This is a genomic window from Azobacteroides sp. (SeqCode) (genome assembly GCF_055395615.1).
In genome coordinates this window covers 620,263-635,332 of sequence record NZ_AP014701.1, presented here as the reverse complement: position 1 = coordinate 635,332, position 15,070 = coordinate 620,263, and the positions used below count along the sequence as shown (strand labels likewise).

At 29.7% G+C, this 15,070-nt stretch carries 10 protein-coding genes and 1 tRNA gene; 6 read left to right on the top strand and 5 right to left on the bottom strand.

Going from position 1 to position 15,070, the window contains the following annotated elements:
* Positions 1-59: 59 nt before the first annotated feature.
* From ACZ5QM_RS02600 to mutY, 4 genes are all read right to left on the bottom strand, one after another.
* Positions 60-1,133, bottom strand: coding sequence for a mannose-1-phosphate guanylyltransferase (locus tag ACZ5QM_RS02600; RefSeq protein WP_464182454.1), 1,074 nt, complete (start codon positions 1,131-1,133; stop codon positions 60-62).
* A gap of 89 nt (positions 1,134-1,222) precedes the next feature.
* A complete protein-coding gene (gene mnmA / locus ACZ5QM_RS02595) occupies positions 1,223-2,281 on the bottom strand; it encodes a tRNA 2-thiouridine(34) synthase MnmA (protein ID WP_464182452.1) in 1,059 nt (352 codons plus the stop codon).
* A 49-nt stretch (positions 2,282-2,330) separates the two neighbouring features.
* A complete protein-coding gene (gene ssb / locus ACZ5QM_RS02590) occupies positions 2,331-2,774 on the bottom strand; it encodes a single-stranded DNA-binding protein (RefSeq protein ID WP_464182451.1) in 444 nt (147 codons plus the stop codon).
* A gap of 69 nt (positions 2,775-2,843) precedes the next feature.
* Positions 2,844-3,941, bottom strand: coding sequence for an A/G-specific adenine glycosylase (mutY, locus tag ACZ5QM_RS02585; RefSeq protein WP_464182450.1), 1,098 nt, complete (start codon positions 3,939-3,941; stop codon positions 2,844-2,846).
* Between the two features lie 332 nt (positions 3,942-4,273).
* Here mutY and ACZ5QM_RS02580 point away from each other — a divergent pair, with 332 nt between their 5' ends.
* The 3 genes from ACZ5QM_RS02580 to ACZ5QM_RS02570 all read left to right on the top strand — a co-directional run bounded on the left by ACZ5QM_RS02580 (position 4,274) and on the right by ACZ5QM_RS02570 (position 8,939).
* Complete coding sequence (locus ACZ5QM_RS02580; protein WP_464183328.1) at positions 4,274-5,830, top strand: Rne/Rng family ribonuclease; 1,557 nt, start codon at positions 4,274-4,276, stop codon at positions 5,828-5,830.
* A gap of 162 nt (positions 5,831-5,992) precedes the next feature.
* A complete protein-coding gene (gene ppdK, locus ACZ5QM_RS02575) occupies positions 5,993-8,719 on the top strand; it encodes a pyruvate, phosphate dikinase (RefSeq protein ID WP_464182449.1) in 2,727 nt (908 codons plus the stop codon).
* Between the two features lie 146 nt (positions 8,720-8,865).
* A tRNA-Gly gene (locus ACZ5QM_RS02570) sits at positions 8,866-8,939 on the top strand.
* Positions 8,940-9,167: 228 nt separating this feature from the next.
* On the opposite strand, the gene ACZ5QM_RS02565 is transcribed toward ACZ5QM_RS02570, so the two are convergent.
* Positions 9,168-10,880, bottom strand: coding sequence for a glutamine--tRNA ligase/YqeY domain fusion protein (locus ACZ5QM_RS02565; protein ID WP_464182447.1), 1,713 nt, complete (start codon positions 10,878-10,880; stop codon positions 9,168-9,170).
* Between the two features lie 82 nt (positions 10,881-10,962).
* On the opposite strand from ACZ5QM_RS02565, the gene ACZ5QM_RS02560 reads away from it, so the two are divergent.
* The 3 genes from ACZ5QM_RS02560 to ACZ5QM_RS02550 all read left to right on the top strand — a co-directional run bounded on the left by ACZ5QM_RS02560 (position 10,963) and on the right by ACZ5QM_RS02550 (position 13,601).
* Positions 10,963-11,271 carry an FtsB family cell division protein gene (locus ACZ5QM_RS02560; RefSeq protein ID WP_464182445.1) on the top strand — a complete coding sequence of 103 codons (309 nt, stop codon included), beginning with the start codon at positions 10,963-10,965 and terminating at the stop codon, positions 11,269-11,271.
* A gap of 533 nt (positions 11,272-11,804) precedes the next feature.
* Positions 11,805-12,356, top strand: coding sequence for a GNAT family N-acetyltransferase (locus ACZ5QM_RS02555; protein ID WP_464182443.1), 552 nt, complete (start codon positions 11,805-11,807; stop codon positions 12,354-12,356).
* 36 nt (positions 12,357-12,392) lie between these two features.
* Positions 12,393-13,601 (top strand): argininosuccinate synthase, encoded by a 1,209-nt coding sequence (locus ACZ5QM_RS02550; protein ID WP_464182442.1) that lies wholly within the window; start codon positions 12,393-12,395, stop codon positions 13,599-13,601.
* The last annotated feature ends 1,469 nt before the right edge of the window (positions 13,602-15,070 follow it).

Genomic DNA, 15,070 nt, shown 5'->3' with positions numbered 1-15,070 from the left:
GAGTTGATTTGTGAATCAATGATTTAGCTAAAGTATTTTTGTTGTTTAGAAAAAATTATTCAGTAATACTTTTTCCCATATTTTTTGCTAGCATCTAATACAAATTGCTTAATCCGTGACCCTTCCGACTTTTTACAGATTAGCAACAAATTATTAGATTCTATAATTATATAATCATTTAACCCTTGTATCACAGCAAGCTTATTTTCAGGAAGTGTTACTAAAGTGTTTTCACTTTCAATAAAAAACGTTTGACATTTAAGAGTAGCGTTACCATGAATATCTTTCTTTGCTAAATCATAAATTGAATCAAATGTTCCCAAATCAGACCAATCGAATTCTGCTAATAGCATGTACACATTTTTTGCTTTTTCCATAATGCCGTAATCAATAGAAATATTTGGACATTTTGAATATACTTCATCAATAAATGTTTTTTCTTCCGAAGTGTTGTATTTACCTAAGCCTTTTCTAAAAAACATACTAACATCTGTCAAATACATATCAAAAGCTTCCAAAATTGTATTAACATTCCAAATAAATATTCCTGAATTCCAAAAGAAATCATCACACTTGAAAAATATTTTCGCTAGTTCATAATCAGGTTTTTCTGTAAAAGTTTTTACTTTTCGGATACAGTTTTCTTTTTCATTTGTTTGTATATATCCATATTCTATCTCAGGACGTGTTGGTTTTATACCCAAAGTCAGTAATAAATGAGATTTACGAACAAAGTCTAAACCTATTTGAATATTTTTTAAAAAATTTTGCTCTTGAAAAATCAAATGATCAGCAGGAGAAATTACAATATTAGCTTTTGAATCAATAGCTCTAATATGATAAGAAGCATATGCTATACAAGGAGCTGTATTTCTGCGGATAGGCTCTAATAGTATATGATCATTATTCAAAGAAGGAAGTTGTTCTTTTGTCAATTCAGCATATTTTTTATTAGTTGCAATAAAGATATTCTCTATAGGTATTATCTGCTTAAATCGGTCAAAAGTTTGTTGCAAAAGTGAACGACCTTCTCCGAAAAAATCGAGAAATTGTTTCGGCTTATTTTCTAAACTAAAAGGCCAAAAACGACTACCTATCCCTCCACTCATAATAACACAATAGTTATTTTTCATATTTTTATTTGCTCCTAAATCAACATCTCGATTGTAATAATCATACTCTTTACCCTAATAGAAATAATAAAACAAATTCATCCTAAACTTTACAAAACAATCACACCACTACCAAAACATAATTTACATTCTTTATCGTATACTACGCAAAACTGTCCTGCAGCTATTCCTTGTATTTTATTTTCTGATTCTATTCTATAAATATTATCTATACGTTTGATTCTACCAAAAGTAAATTCTGGTGTATGCCTTATTTTAAATGTGATTTCTTTTGTACCAGTAAAATTACTCCACGTATCTTCGGTTATAAAATGAAAACCTTTTAGATTAATACATTTTGTTTCTGATGTACAATCATTAGAAACAAAAATAGTATTTTCCTGAATATCTTTTTTTACCACAAACCATGGACCACCGCTTAAATGCAAGCCTTTGCGTTGTCCAATAGTATAAAACCAATGCCCTTTATGCTGTCCTAATATTTTTTCTGTCTCTAATTCTATAACATTACCTGATTTTTCTCCTAAATATTTTCGTATAAAATCACTGTAATTAATTTTTCCTAAAAAACAAATACCTTGACTATCTTTTCTAAAAGCATTCGGCAAGTTTTGTTCAGAAGCAATCATCCTCACTTCACTTTTCTGAAAATATCCAACCGGGAATATCAATTTAGATATCTGTAAATATTCTACTTGTCCAAGGAAATAAGTTTGGTCTTTTACCTTGTCAGAAGCAGTGGAGAGGTAAATTTTATTGTTTATCTCAGTAGTAGTTGCATAATGACCAGTAGCAATTTTATCAAATTCATATCCCCATTTTTTTTCAAAAATTCCGAACTTTATAAGTTTATTGCACATTATGTCCGGATTAGGAGTTAATCCTCTACGGACACTATCAATAGTATAACCAACTACACTTTCCCAATATTCCTTGTGAAGGGAAACTATCTCCATTCGACATCCATATTTTTGAGCAATACAAGTGATTATTTCTATATCTTCCTCGGAGCAACAGTCAACATATTCCTCCCTGTTTTCCATACCTATTTTTATATAGAAAATAATCGGATCGTAACCCATATCCTTTAACTGATGGACAACAACTGAACTATCTACTCCTCCTGATACCAATGCTGCAATTTTCATTCTCTACATAAAATAGGAACAGATTTTTACATATCCCTATTTGATTTGATTAAAATGGCAAATCATCATCTTCTTGTTCTATTAGAGGATTTATAGTAGTCTGAGGAGTGTAATTTGTTACTACAGAAGATTCACAAGAAATGGGGTCATTTTCACTATTCAACTGTTTACGATCTAATAGTTCAAAAACATCCACCAATACTTCTGTTATATACCGTTTAATACCCTTCCCATCATACGAACGAGTACGAATTTTTCCTTCAATATAAATCTTTGAACCTTTATGAATATATTTTTCAGCAACTTCTGCTCCTCTGTATAACACAATATTATGCCACTCTGTTCGTTCAGGAACTTGTATCCCATTAGAGGTAGTGTAAGCTCTTTCTTTGGTAGCTATAGAAAAATTGACAACAGCTCTACCGTTATCAAAATACCTTATCTCCGGATCTTTTCCCACGTTACCAACTAAAATAACTTTATTTACAGACATAATACTACAAACATGTTAAGTCAGAACTGCCCTAAAGATAAGAATAAAATAACAAAATGACAAATTTACTCAGTGAAATTTGTCCAAATAAAACTGCATTAATCGATGAAAAGGATATTTATCTATTTCTATCCACCTGATTTTCTTGAAAACATTTAAACCATTCGATATTTTTTTTACAAATACTTTATAAAAAAAAACATACAATATTCGATGAGATAAAATATGTTTTTGATTTTTTATCACTAATTCAAAGTGATCAATATATTTTTGAGGGAACCACAATTTAAATTTATCAGTATTACTTAATTGTTGAAAATCCATTAATATTTCTGACTCTATCAGAGGAAATTCAAATAAATTCTTCCAAATTCCTTTTTCTTTCCTCATATTTAAATATAAGTAACTAGGATCATAAATATGAAAGTAGTAAAGATATTTTTTTTTCTTTTTTATTTTGTTTTGTTTAACAGGATATTGGAGAATAGTATGATTAAAATAGGCTAAACATATAGATTTGAAAGGACAAACAGTACAATTAGGGCAAAATGGAATACACTGTAATTCTCCAAATTCCATTATTGCTTGATTGAACATTCCGGCTTTTGATTTATTCATCAATTGTGTTGTTAATTCTGAAAAATAGTTCTTTCCTTTTCTTGTATCAACAGGATAATCAATAGCAAAGAGGCGAGATAAAAAACGAAATACATTTCCATCAACCGATGGATAAGGCATATCCCATGCAAAAGAAGTAATAGAAGCAGCTGTATATTCACCAATTCCTTTTAACTTTAGAATTGTATGATAATCTTTTGGAAATACTCCATTATATTTATTTAAAATAATTTTAGCTGTACTATGTAGGTTACGTGCTCTAGAATAATATCCTAACCCTTGCCAATACTTAAGAACTTCTTGTTCATCAGCTACAGCCAAAGATTCTATATTAGGGAAACGTTCAATAAACCGATTATAATACTTTAACCCCTGAGCAACACGCGTTTGTTGAAGAATAATTTCTGAAACCCATATTTTATATGGATCGCGAATACCTCTCCATGGCAAACTCCTTTTATGCTCAATGTACCACTCAATTAGTTTTTGACAGATAAAGTCAAAAACCTTTATCTGTATACCATCAATGATGTATAAAATTTCTTCCAAATTTAAAGCAATTTTTATTTTAGATTCAAAATTACAGATACACTTTCACTTTAACTCATATATATTGTTAAGTTTTGAAGAATAAATATTAGAACTTTAGTTAAAAGTAAATTATATTATATTTGTAAATATTTTTCGTAAAATTCGTATAGACAATGCCAAGTGGAGGGAAAAGGAAAAGACATAAGATGTCTACACATAAAAGGAAAAAAAGATTAAGAAAAAATAGACATAAAAATAAAAAGTAACTTTTATTTTGTTTTATTGATTGTCAATTTTAAGGTTAATTACATATTTGGCCTTTGATGTTTGATCATTTAAAAACTGATGCTGTGATAAGTGAGTTAGTAATTGATGTTCAACCTAAGATAATGTCTATTGCCGTCCTTGAAGACAAAAATCTAGTAGAATTTCATAGAGAAGTACGTGATATATCATTTTCAGTAGGGAACATTTACCTTGGTAAGGTTAAAAAAATGATGCCTGGTCTAAATGCTGCTTTCATAGATATTGGGAGTAAAAAAGAAGCTTTCCTTCACTATCGTGATTTAAGGAATCATATTAATAATTTAAACAAATTATTGAAAACTATTTTTAGTAAAAAAAATATACTACCTGTTGATAAATTCCCACGTTCACTAGATATAGCTAAGGATAGCTCTATTACAAATGTTTTGGAAAAAGGAGATAATTTATTAGTACAAATTGCTAAAGAACCAATTTCTACTAAAGGTCCTCGTCTTACTTCAGAACTCTCGATTGCAGGAAGATATCTTGTTATTATCCCCTTTGGGGATAAAGTAAGTATTTCATTAAAAATTCAATCAGATGAAGAGCGTATTCGATTAAAGCAGTTGATATGTAGTATTAAACCTAAAAATTTCTCTGTAGTTATTCGTACATCAGCAAAAGGGAAACAAGCATCTGAACTTGACGAAGAGTTAAAAATATTAGTAAAACGTTGGGATGATAACATATCAAGACTCGTTAAGAGTAAGTCTCCTTCTTTAATTTATGAAGAAGGAAAGAGAATAGTAACATTATTAAGGGATAATTTTAATTCCTCTTTTGAGCATATTTACGTTAATGACGAAAATGTATACAATGAAATACGTAATTATCTTAGTTTGATTGCTCGTCAAAAATTAAATATTGTGAAGCTCTATAAAGGAGAGTCTCCAATTTTTGACAATTTCGCTATTACTAAACAATTTAAATCAAAATTTGGAAAAATAATCACTCTCAAAGATGGAGCATATCTCATTATCGAACATACAGAAGCAATGTATGTCATTGATGTGAATAGTGGAAATAGATTGACATCAACTCCCAATATCGATAAAGAAAATATAATAGTTGATATAAATTTAAGAGCTGCTGAAGAAGTTTCAAAACAATTACGGCTTCGAGATATGGGAGGTATAATTGTAATAGATTTTATTGATATGGATGAACAGACAAATCGCCAAAAGTTATACAATAGTATGTGTGAATTTATGGCTAAAGATAAAGCTAAACATCACGTTTTTCCAATAAGTAAAGTTGGATTAATGGAAATTACCCGACAAAGAGTACGTCCGGCTCTGGATTTTACTACTATTACGGAAACTTGCCCCGTATGCTTTGGAAAAGGTACTATTAACCCTTCTATTTTTTTTACAGACACATTAGATGAAAAAATTAAAACTGTTGCAAAAGAACTAATTGTAAAAAAAATCGATTTGCATGTTCATCCGTATGTTGCAGCTTTTATTAATCAGGGTTTTCTATCTTTAAAAATAAAGTGGAAAATTAAATATTCTATCAAGATACGAATTACTCCCAATCAAAGTTTAGGAATTCTCGAGTATAAATTTTTTGATATAAGAAAAAATGAATTAAATGTGTAAGGCAAGAGTGTGAAATCATAGTACTTTGAAATACAATTTCAAAAAAATAAATAAAATAAATTATCACTGGACGTTCTCATACTAAATTTCTGAAATAAATAAGGTTTTTTGTACCTTCGTGAAAAAGATACAAAACCATGTACATAAATATATTTAAATTTTATGAATAAAAAAAGAGTTTATCTATTTGGAAACGGATATGCTGAAGGCAAAGCAAATATGAAAGATATTTTAGGAGGAAAAGGAGCCAATTTAGCTGAAATGAATTTGATCGGCATTCCTGTTCCTCCAGGTTTCACCATTACTACTGAAGTCTGTATAGAGTATAATCAATTAGGAAAAAATAGTTTAATTGAATTGATAAAACCTGATGTGAAAGAAGCAATTAAAAAAGTAGAAGAAGCTACAAATACAAAATTTGGAGATAGAGACAATCCATGTCTTGTTTCTGTTCGTTCTGGAGCAAGAGTGTCTATGCCTGGTATGATGGATACTGTATTAAATTTAGGATTAAATGCTGAATCTGTTGAAGGTATTGCAAAAAAATCAGGGAATGAACGTTTTGCATGGGATTCCTATCGTCGTTTTATTCAAATGTATGGAGATGTGGTTTTGGATATGAAACCAAAATCCAAATTGGAAATAGATCCATTCGAAAAAATTATGGACGAAATAAAAAAGGAACGCAAAGTAGAGTTAGATACCGAATTAACGGTATCCGACCTAAAAGAATTAGTAATTAAATTTAAAATTATCGTTAAAAAACATATTGGTAAAGATTTTCCTGAATCTCCATGGGAACAACTTTGGGGATCTATTTGTGCTGTATTTGACAGTTGGATGAATGAAAGAGCTATTCTTTACCGTCAAATGTATCGTATTCCAGAAAAATGGGGAACTGCTGTTAATGTACAAGCTATGGTTTTCGGGAATATGGGAAAAACTTCTGCTACGGGTGTAGCTTTTACTCGTAATGCTGCTACAGGAGAAGATATTTTTAATGGAGAATATCTAATTAATGCACAGGGAGAAGACGTTGTTTCAGGTATTCGTACTCCTCAACAGATTACTATTAATGGGTCTAAACGTTGGGCAATTCAACAAGAAATTTCAGAAGAAGAACGTAAAACAAAATATCCCTCTTTAGAGGAATCTATGCCTGAATGTGCAAAAGATTTGATTAATACTCAACAAAAATTGGAGGACTATTTTAAGGATATGCAAGATATTGAGTTTACTATTCAAGATGGAAAACTGTGGTTACTCCAAACTCGTAACGGGAAAAGAACTGGCGCTGCAATGATAAAAATTGCTGTAGACATGTTAAAACAGGGTATTATTGATGAAAAAACAGCATTATTGCGTCAGGATCCAGAAAAATTGGATGAGTTACTTCATCCTGTTTTTAACAAATCAGTATTATCATCTGCCAAGCCAATCACAAAAGGCTTGCCTGCATCTCCTGGGGCAGCTACTGGTAGAATCATTTTTCACGCTGATGAAGCTGAAGAATGGGTAGCAAAAGGAGAAAAAGTTGTTTTGTGTCGTATAGAAACTTCTCCAGAAGATTTACGAGGCATGACTGTTGCAGAGGGTATTATGACCTCCCGAGGTGGAATGACTTCTCATGCTGCTGTAGTTGCACGTGGCATGGGTAAATGTTGTGTATCAGCTGCTAATAATATGCAAATAGACTACAAAACTAAAACAATGGTAATTTGTGGTAAAAAATTGGAAGAAGGAGATTGGATTTCTCTAGATGGTTCTACTGGTTTTATCTATGCAGGAAGGATAGAAACACAAGAAGCCGAGCTAAGTAATGATTTTGTTGAAATAATGCGATTAGCTGATAAATATGCTCGCTTGAAAGTAAGAACGAATGCGGATACTCCTCACGATGCAGTAGTTGCACGTAAATTTGGTGCTCAGGGGATTGGACTTTGTCGTACAGAACACATGTTTTTTGAAGGGGATAAAATCATTGCTATGAGAGAAATGATTTTGGCTAAAGATGAGAATGGACGTAGAAATGCTTTATCTAAATTATTACCCTTACAGCGGGTTGACTTTTTTAATATTTTTAAAGTAATGGCAGGGTTCCCTGTAACGATACGTTTATTAGATCCACCTTTACATGAATTTGTTCCTCATGATGAGAAAGGACAAAAAGAAATGGCTCAAGTAATGGGTATTTCCTTTAAAGAAATTCACGATCGTGTTGAAAGTTTGCTAGAACAAAATCCAATGTTAGGACTTCGTGGATGCCGTTTAGGTAATTTGTATCCAGAAATTACCGAAATGCAAACCTGTGCTATTTTGGAAGCTGCATTAGATTTGAAAACTAAAGGAATTGAAATATTCCCAGAAATTATGATTCCATTGACTGGAAGTCTTTATGAATTTTTAGCTCAAAGAAAAATTATTGATAATACAGCAAAAAATGTTTTCAAAAACAAAAATAATAGAATAAATTATAAAGTAGGGACAATGATTGAAATCCCACGTGCAGCATTAACTGCTCACCGTATTGCTACTTCTGCCGAATTCTTCTCATTTGGTACTAATGATTTAACTCAAATGACATTTGGTTATAGTCGTGATGATGTATCTAAATTTTTACCAATGTATTTGGAAAAAGGTATTCTAAAAGATGATCCATTTGCTGTATTAGATCAAAAAGGTGTCGGACAATTAGTGGAATTGGCAACAAAAAAGGGTCGTGAGGTAAAAAAAGGTTTAAAATGTGGTATTTGTGGAGAGCATGGTGGAGAGCCTCACTCTGTTAAATTTTGTGAAAAAGTTGGATTGGACTATGTAAGCTGTTCTCCATTTCGCGTACCTATTGCACGATTGGCTGCAGCTCAGGCAGTTATTGAAAACAGCAGATAATTAAAAATTTATTAGATCCATTCTTCTCATTTGTCCCACAATTTCTTTCTCAAAGACAAGGTTAAGAAATGGTTTATTTTGTATAAAACTAGAGAAGAAGATTGGATTACACAATCCAATCCAAAATTAATGGAATAGTATTTATTGCGAAAATAGCTCAGGTTGGTAGAGCATAACCTTCCCAAGGTTAGGGTCGCGGGTTCAAGTCCCGTTTTTCGCTCGAATATCAATATCATAGAAGATAATACGTACAATATAACTACTTTATTATACACAAAAAGATTTATCTAAGTTTTTTTGTGAAATAGAAACTGTTTCTCAAAAAAATATATCAGTTAGACTATTTCCTACAAATATTATACAATAGCGGACTTCTATATTTTTGATGTAAGCCATGATGATTTGACTTATTAAATGATAAATAGCAAATATTTATTTGAAGTTATTTTTATTTATAGTTATTTAAGAATTTATTTTTTGAATCTTTCAATAGTACAGTACGATTAAAAATCAATTTGTCCATTTTAGAATCAATATCTAAATTAAAGTATCCCAATCGTTGAAATTGAAAATTTTCTAGAGGACGAGCATTTCCTAATTCTTGTTCTATCATTGAGCCGGTTTTTACAATTAACGAATTAGGATTTAATATTTTGTGAAAATCTTTTTCTTCAGAAGGATTTTCTACGGTAAAAAGATAATTGTATAGACGTACTTCTGCTGGAAGACTATGTTTTACAGAAACCCAATGTAAAGTGCCTTTTACCTTTCTATTACTTGCAGGTAGTCCACTTTTCGTTTGTGGGTTATATTCAGCATAAATTTCTTCCACAGCTCCAGATACATTTTTTTTAAATCCTACACATTTAATGATGTAAGCATTTTTTAAACGAACGTATCTACCTGGGGTCATACGAAAAAAATTCTTTGGAGCATCTTCCATAAAATCTTCTCTTTCTATGTATAATTCACGAGAAAATATAATTTGATGCGTACCCGCCAAATTATCTTCAGGATTATTTATTATTTCTATTTTTTCTGTTTTTCCTTCCGGATAGTTGATCAGAATCAATTTTATAGGCTCTATAATTGCAAAAACACGTTTGGCTTTAGTATTCAGATCTTCACGAACAGAATGTTCTAATAGTGCAATATCGATTAAAGCTTCAAATCTAGTGTACCCAATTTTTTCTATAAAATTTCGAATAGACTTTGGAGTATAACCTCTACGACGTAATCCGGCTAAAGTTGGCATTCGAGGATCGTCCCACCCTTTAACATATCCTTCTCTTACTAATTGCAATAATTTACGTTTACTCATCAGTGTGTAAGTTAAATTTAGACGGTTAAATTCATATTGTATTGGTCTAAAATCCACACCCTTTGAATGATTTTTTTTAAACTGATCTATAAACCAATCATATAGAGGACGATGAACAGAAAATTCCAATGTGCAAACAGAATGAGTAACTCCTTCAAAATAATCACTCTGACCATGTGCAAAATCATACATAGGATAAACTTTCCATATTTCCCCTGTACGATGATGGGGGTGATTAACAATACGATAAATAATCGGATCTCGGAGATGCATATTAGAATTAGCCATGTCAATTTTAGCTCTCAATACCATTGACCCCTCCAAAATTTCACCTTTATTCATTTTATTGAATAATTCTAAATTTTCCTCTATAGAACGATTTCTGTATGGAGAATCTTTTCCTATTTGAGTAGGAGACCCTTTTTGTAAAGCAATTTCTTCTGAAGATTGTTCATCTATATAAGCTTTTCCAGTTTTGATTAGCTGAATAGCAAAATCCCATAATTGTTGGAAATAATCAGAAGCATAATAAACATTTTTCCAATTGAACCCTAACCATCGAATGTCTTTCATAATAGAATCCACATATGTCACATCTTCTTTTGTTGGATTAGTATCGTCAAAACGGAGATTACAAACGCCTCCATACTTTTGAGCAATACTAAAATTTATATAAATAGCCTTTGCATGACCAATATGCAAATAGCCATTTGGTTCTGGTGGAAACCTCGTTTGAATTCTTCCCTCATTTTTTCCTTCAGATAAATCTTTTTCTACAATTAATTCAATAAAATTAATGCTCTTCCTACTTTTTTTATTTGTAATACTTCTTCTATTCATAATAATAAACCCAGATTTAATTAACGAAGTTACAGAATTTAATTTTAGAAATTATTCTTTACTTTTGTCAAAAAAAATTATTGTGAGCAATAATCTTAACAATTCCTTTAAGCGAAAAAAAACTGGACTAAATAAATATTGGGTAGCTTGTATTATATTTACTGTTATTACTTTTTTGATAGGAGATAGTACTATTTTTAAATGGGTTGCTTATAATCAACAAATCAATCATTTAAAAAAGGAAATAAAATTTTATACGAAAAAAAAAGAAGATAATCTTCAAAAACTTAGATTCTTACATAGTGATGATAAAAAATTAGAAAAATTAGTTCGCGAACAATATTTAATGACTAAACCTAACGAAGAATTATTTATAGTAGAAAATAAGTGAGTGTACTTATCCGTTAAGTTTTGTGCTCAAAAGCTTATGTTTCTAACATTACATGAAAATTTTATTTTTTTCGTTAATTGTAATATTATTGCTGATTATAAATAACTATATAAAATAGATAGACTAATGAAAATTGGTTCGATAATTTTATTTCTAACTATGCTTGTTCAATGTTTCCTATAGCTTTTGTCAATTAAATAGGATTTATTGCATTAGTTAGCTTTTTTACACTTTCTTAATTTGCAAATTAAGAGAACAAGAAAAGTAAAGTAATAATTTTTTTTATTTTAGTCATTACTCAAAGTTGAATTGGATAGAGCCTTATGGAATACGATGGATATCGTAGTTATTTTAGGATTATTAATTTTATTATTTGTTGAATTTTAAAAAAGGAAATACAAAAGTTGTAAAGAAAAACTGTGAATAATATGTGTTTAAAAATAACAAATTGCTTGATTTTTTTTGTTTTTTAATATTTTTGGATAATCACTTTTTCTTGTCTTTTACTTCTCTATTTTATTGTATTCCAGTAAATGAATCAGAAAATTAAAATACTAGTCGCTGACGGGGATCATATTAAATATGTTCCAACAATATTAAAAACTATTGAAGAAGCAGCAAAAATACGAGGGACAGGTATTGCTAAGCGTACTCCTGAATATTTAGAACAAAAAATGTTAGAAGGAAAGTCTGTCATTGCCTTTGTAAATGAGGAATTTGCTGGTTTTTGTTATATAGAAAGTTGGGGAGACAAACAATATATCGCTAACTCTGGATTGATTGTGATAAGTAAGTTTCGTGGACAAGGATTGGCAAAAAGAATTAAAAAAAAATCTTTTGCATTGTCAAGGAAAAAATATCCAAAAGCCAAATTATTTGGATTAACTTCTGGATCAGCTGTAATGAAAATTAACACAGCTTTAGGATATGTACCAGTAACTTTTGCAGAATTAACAGATGATGAATCTTTTTGGAAAGGATGCCAAGGATGCATAAATTACGACATTTTGCAGCGAACAAGTCGTCGTTATTGCCTTTGTACAGGCATGTTATACGATCCAAAGAAAAATGATCATGCTCATTAAGTAGTAGAGATAAAAAAGTAAATATATTTAGGGACAATGAAAAAAAAAGTAGTTTTAGCATACAGTGGAGGTTTAGATACATCTTTCTGTGCTGTGTATTTGTCAAAAGAATTAGGACATGAAGTATATACCGCTTTAGCAAATACAGGTGGATTTACAGATGAAGATTTAAAAAAAATAGAAGGACATGCTTACAAAGCAGGAGCGAAAAGACATATAAATCTTGATATTACTGAAGAATTTTATGAAAAAAGTATTAAGTATATGATTTTTGGAAATGTTCTTCGTAATGGAACTTATCCTATATCTGTTAGTTCAGAGCGTATTTTTCAAGCTATTGCTATAATTAATTATGCTAAAGAAATAAAAGCTGATTATGTGGCTCATGGAAGTACAGGAGCCGGAAACGATCAAATTCGTTTTGATTTGACTTTCGACATATTGGCACAAGAAATAGGCATTATTACTCCAACTCGAGATATGGTACTCACCCGTGAATATGAAATCAATTATTTGAAGAAACATGGATTCAAAGCCGATTTTACCAAAATGGAATATTCTATAAACAAAGGTCTTTGGGGAACAAGTATTGGAGGAAAAGAGACATTAAAATCAGAACAAACTTTACCAGAAAATGCTTATCCATCTCAATTACAAGAAAAAGGGGAGGAAATTTTAAAAATTTTTTTTAAAAAAGGTGAAATATTAGCCATTAATGGAAAAGAATATCAAGACAAGGTAAAAGCAATAAAAAAAATAGAACGAATGGCATCACGTTACGCTATTGGGCGAGATATGCACATTGGTGACACAATTATTGGTATCAAAGGACGTGTAGGATTTGAAGCAGCTGCTCCTTTAGTGATTATTAATGCACATAAAATGTTGGAAAAACACACTTTAACTAAATGGCAACAATATTGGAAGGATCAATTAGGAAATTGGTATGGAATGTTTTTACATGAAGCTCAATACCTTGAACCAGTAATGCGAGATATTGAATGTTTTCTACAGAATTCTCAAATAAATGTAACAGGAACAGTAATAGTTCGATTTAGCCCCTATCAGTATGTGCTAATAGGGGTAGAAAGTGATTTTGATTTGATGAAAACAGACTTTGGGAAATATGGAGAAATTAACAAAGCTTGGACATCAGATGATGTAAAGGGATTCACGAAAATAATGGCTATTCCAACTAAAATCTATCATATCATACAAAAAAGAATGGGAAAGAGCAGTTTATAATAATATTGTTATAATGTTAAAAAACAAATTTTTCAAGAAAACTTCTAAAAATTTTGAAAAATGATTATTCACATACCTGATAAAAGACGTAATTACTAAAAATTAAACTCTTTTAAAAAAATATCCAATTGAGTAATTTATTAAATAGAAAAGCTTTTCTCTTCCATTTTAAGAAAGTTTATTTTATGTACAGTCTAATAACATAATTTGGTATGGAATGCATGGAACTCACCTAAAAAACAATTACAAACTCTGTCTTTGTACAGTTAATAATACTCAACAGCTCCTATAAGAAAAAATATTTTTCAAAAGTAAAAACTACACTACAAATTTACTCTCAAATAAAATTAAGTTTATAAGTATTATTAAGTTAGTATGAAGGTATTTTTTAAAATTCTATTCCTTTAAAACTATTAAAAAATTTTAAATATGAAAGAACATTTGATATTAAAGTTTTCAAGATTGCTATTGTTTTAAACAAAGTTCTATTACAGTTAATATTCTACACTAAGAAGCTAAACTGTCTTAAATAGTCCAACATAGTTGAATTGGTTCATTTTTTTAAAGAAGCTACTATTTATAAATAGAGTGATTTTGAAATATTCAAAGAACTTGTTGGAGACTGTTTAAACGGTTTTATTCAATTATTTCCAATAATAAGACCTAAGAAATCATAAAAATAACTTTTTTTAAAAAATATCGTAAAAACAGAAAGGTTTTAAAAATCTTAATCCAAAATGATTAATCACTAAGAAAAATTAAAATTTTAATAATGTTTTTGTCAAAAAACTAGTTAATCATGATTAAATTTATAATTTTATAGTCAGGACTGTGTATTTTTTTGTTCTATCAAAAATATGAGTAAAATTCGTAATAATTCCGTTTTTTATGGAGACTAACTAGTCTCTTTATGATGACTCTAAAGAATATGAAAAAGGTTTATAATATGATAAATATAACATCCAAAGTTTTTGAATATTATTCAAATAATATATTAGAGGTTTTTTAAACAAATTATATAATTACGGTTTTTGAATAAAAGTCTTACCTTCTGCTATCAATTTTTTCGAAAAAATGATAGATATTGAATCTAAGAAAGAAATGAGTAGTAAAATATTTGAAATAAAATTCGTTAAATGTTAAATCCATTCAACTTTTTGTTAAAACTGACAGAGTAAACGATAACAATCTATTTCAGTAGATATCTTTGTAAGTATTCTATAATATTTCCAAAGAAGAGTGATGACTAGAAAAAAATAAGAAGGAAATACTATATTAAAAACGATTTGTCCACATTTCAAAATGTGTGAGACATCCTGATGTTTTTTGAATATTTTTTAATAAAATATTCTACTCTTTGAAGAAACTGGCTTTAAATCCATTTGTAGGTAGAGAAAACACAGCCACATCTGATTAAAAAATTAAAAATAAATTTGTTGGATTTATATATCAATAATATGTGTACAAAT

Bases quoted from the DNA above. Each gene is read 5' to 3' on its own strand.
- ACZ5QM_RS02600 (WP_464182454.1), bottom strand. From the start codon at position 1,133: ATGAAAAATAACTATTGTGTTATTATGAGTGGAGGGATAGGTAGTCGT.
- mnmA (WP_464182452.1), bottom strand. From the start codon at position 2,281: ATGAAAATTGCAGCATTGGTATCAGGAGGAGTAGATAGTTCAGTTGTT.
- ssb (WP_464182451.1), bottom strand. From the start codon at position 2,774: ATGTCTGTAAATAAAGTTATTTTAGTTGGTAACGTGGGAAAAGATCCG.
- ppdK (WP_464182449.1), top strand. From the start codon at position 5,993: ATGAATAAAAAAAGAGTTTATCTATTTGGAAACGGATATGCTGAAGGC.
- ACZ5QM_RS02565 (WP_464182447.1), bottom strand. From the start codon at position 10,880: ATGAATAGAAGAAGTATTACAAATAAAAAAAGTAGGAAGAGCATTAAT.
- ACZ5QM_RS02555 (WP_464182443.1), top strand. From the start codon at position 11,805: ATGAATCAGAAAATTAAAATACTAGTCGCTGACGGGGATCATATTAAA.
- ACZ5QM_RS02550 (WP_464182442.1), top strand. From the start codon at position 12,393: ATGAAAAAAAAAGTAGTTTTAGCATACAGTGGAGGTTTAGATACATCT.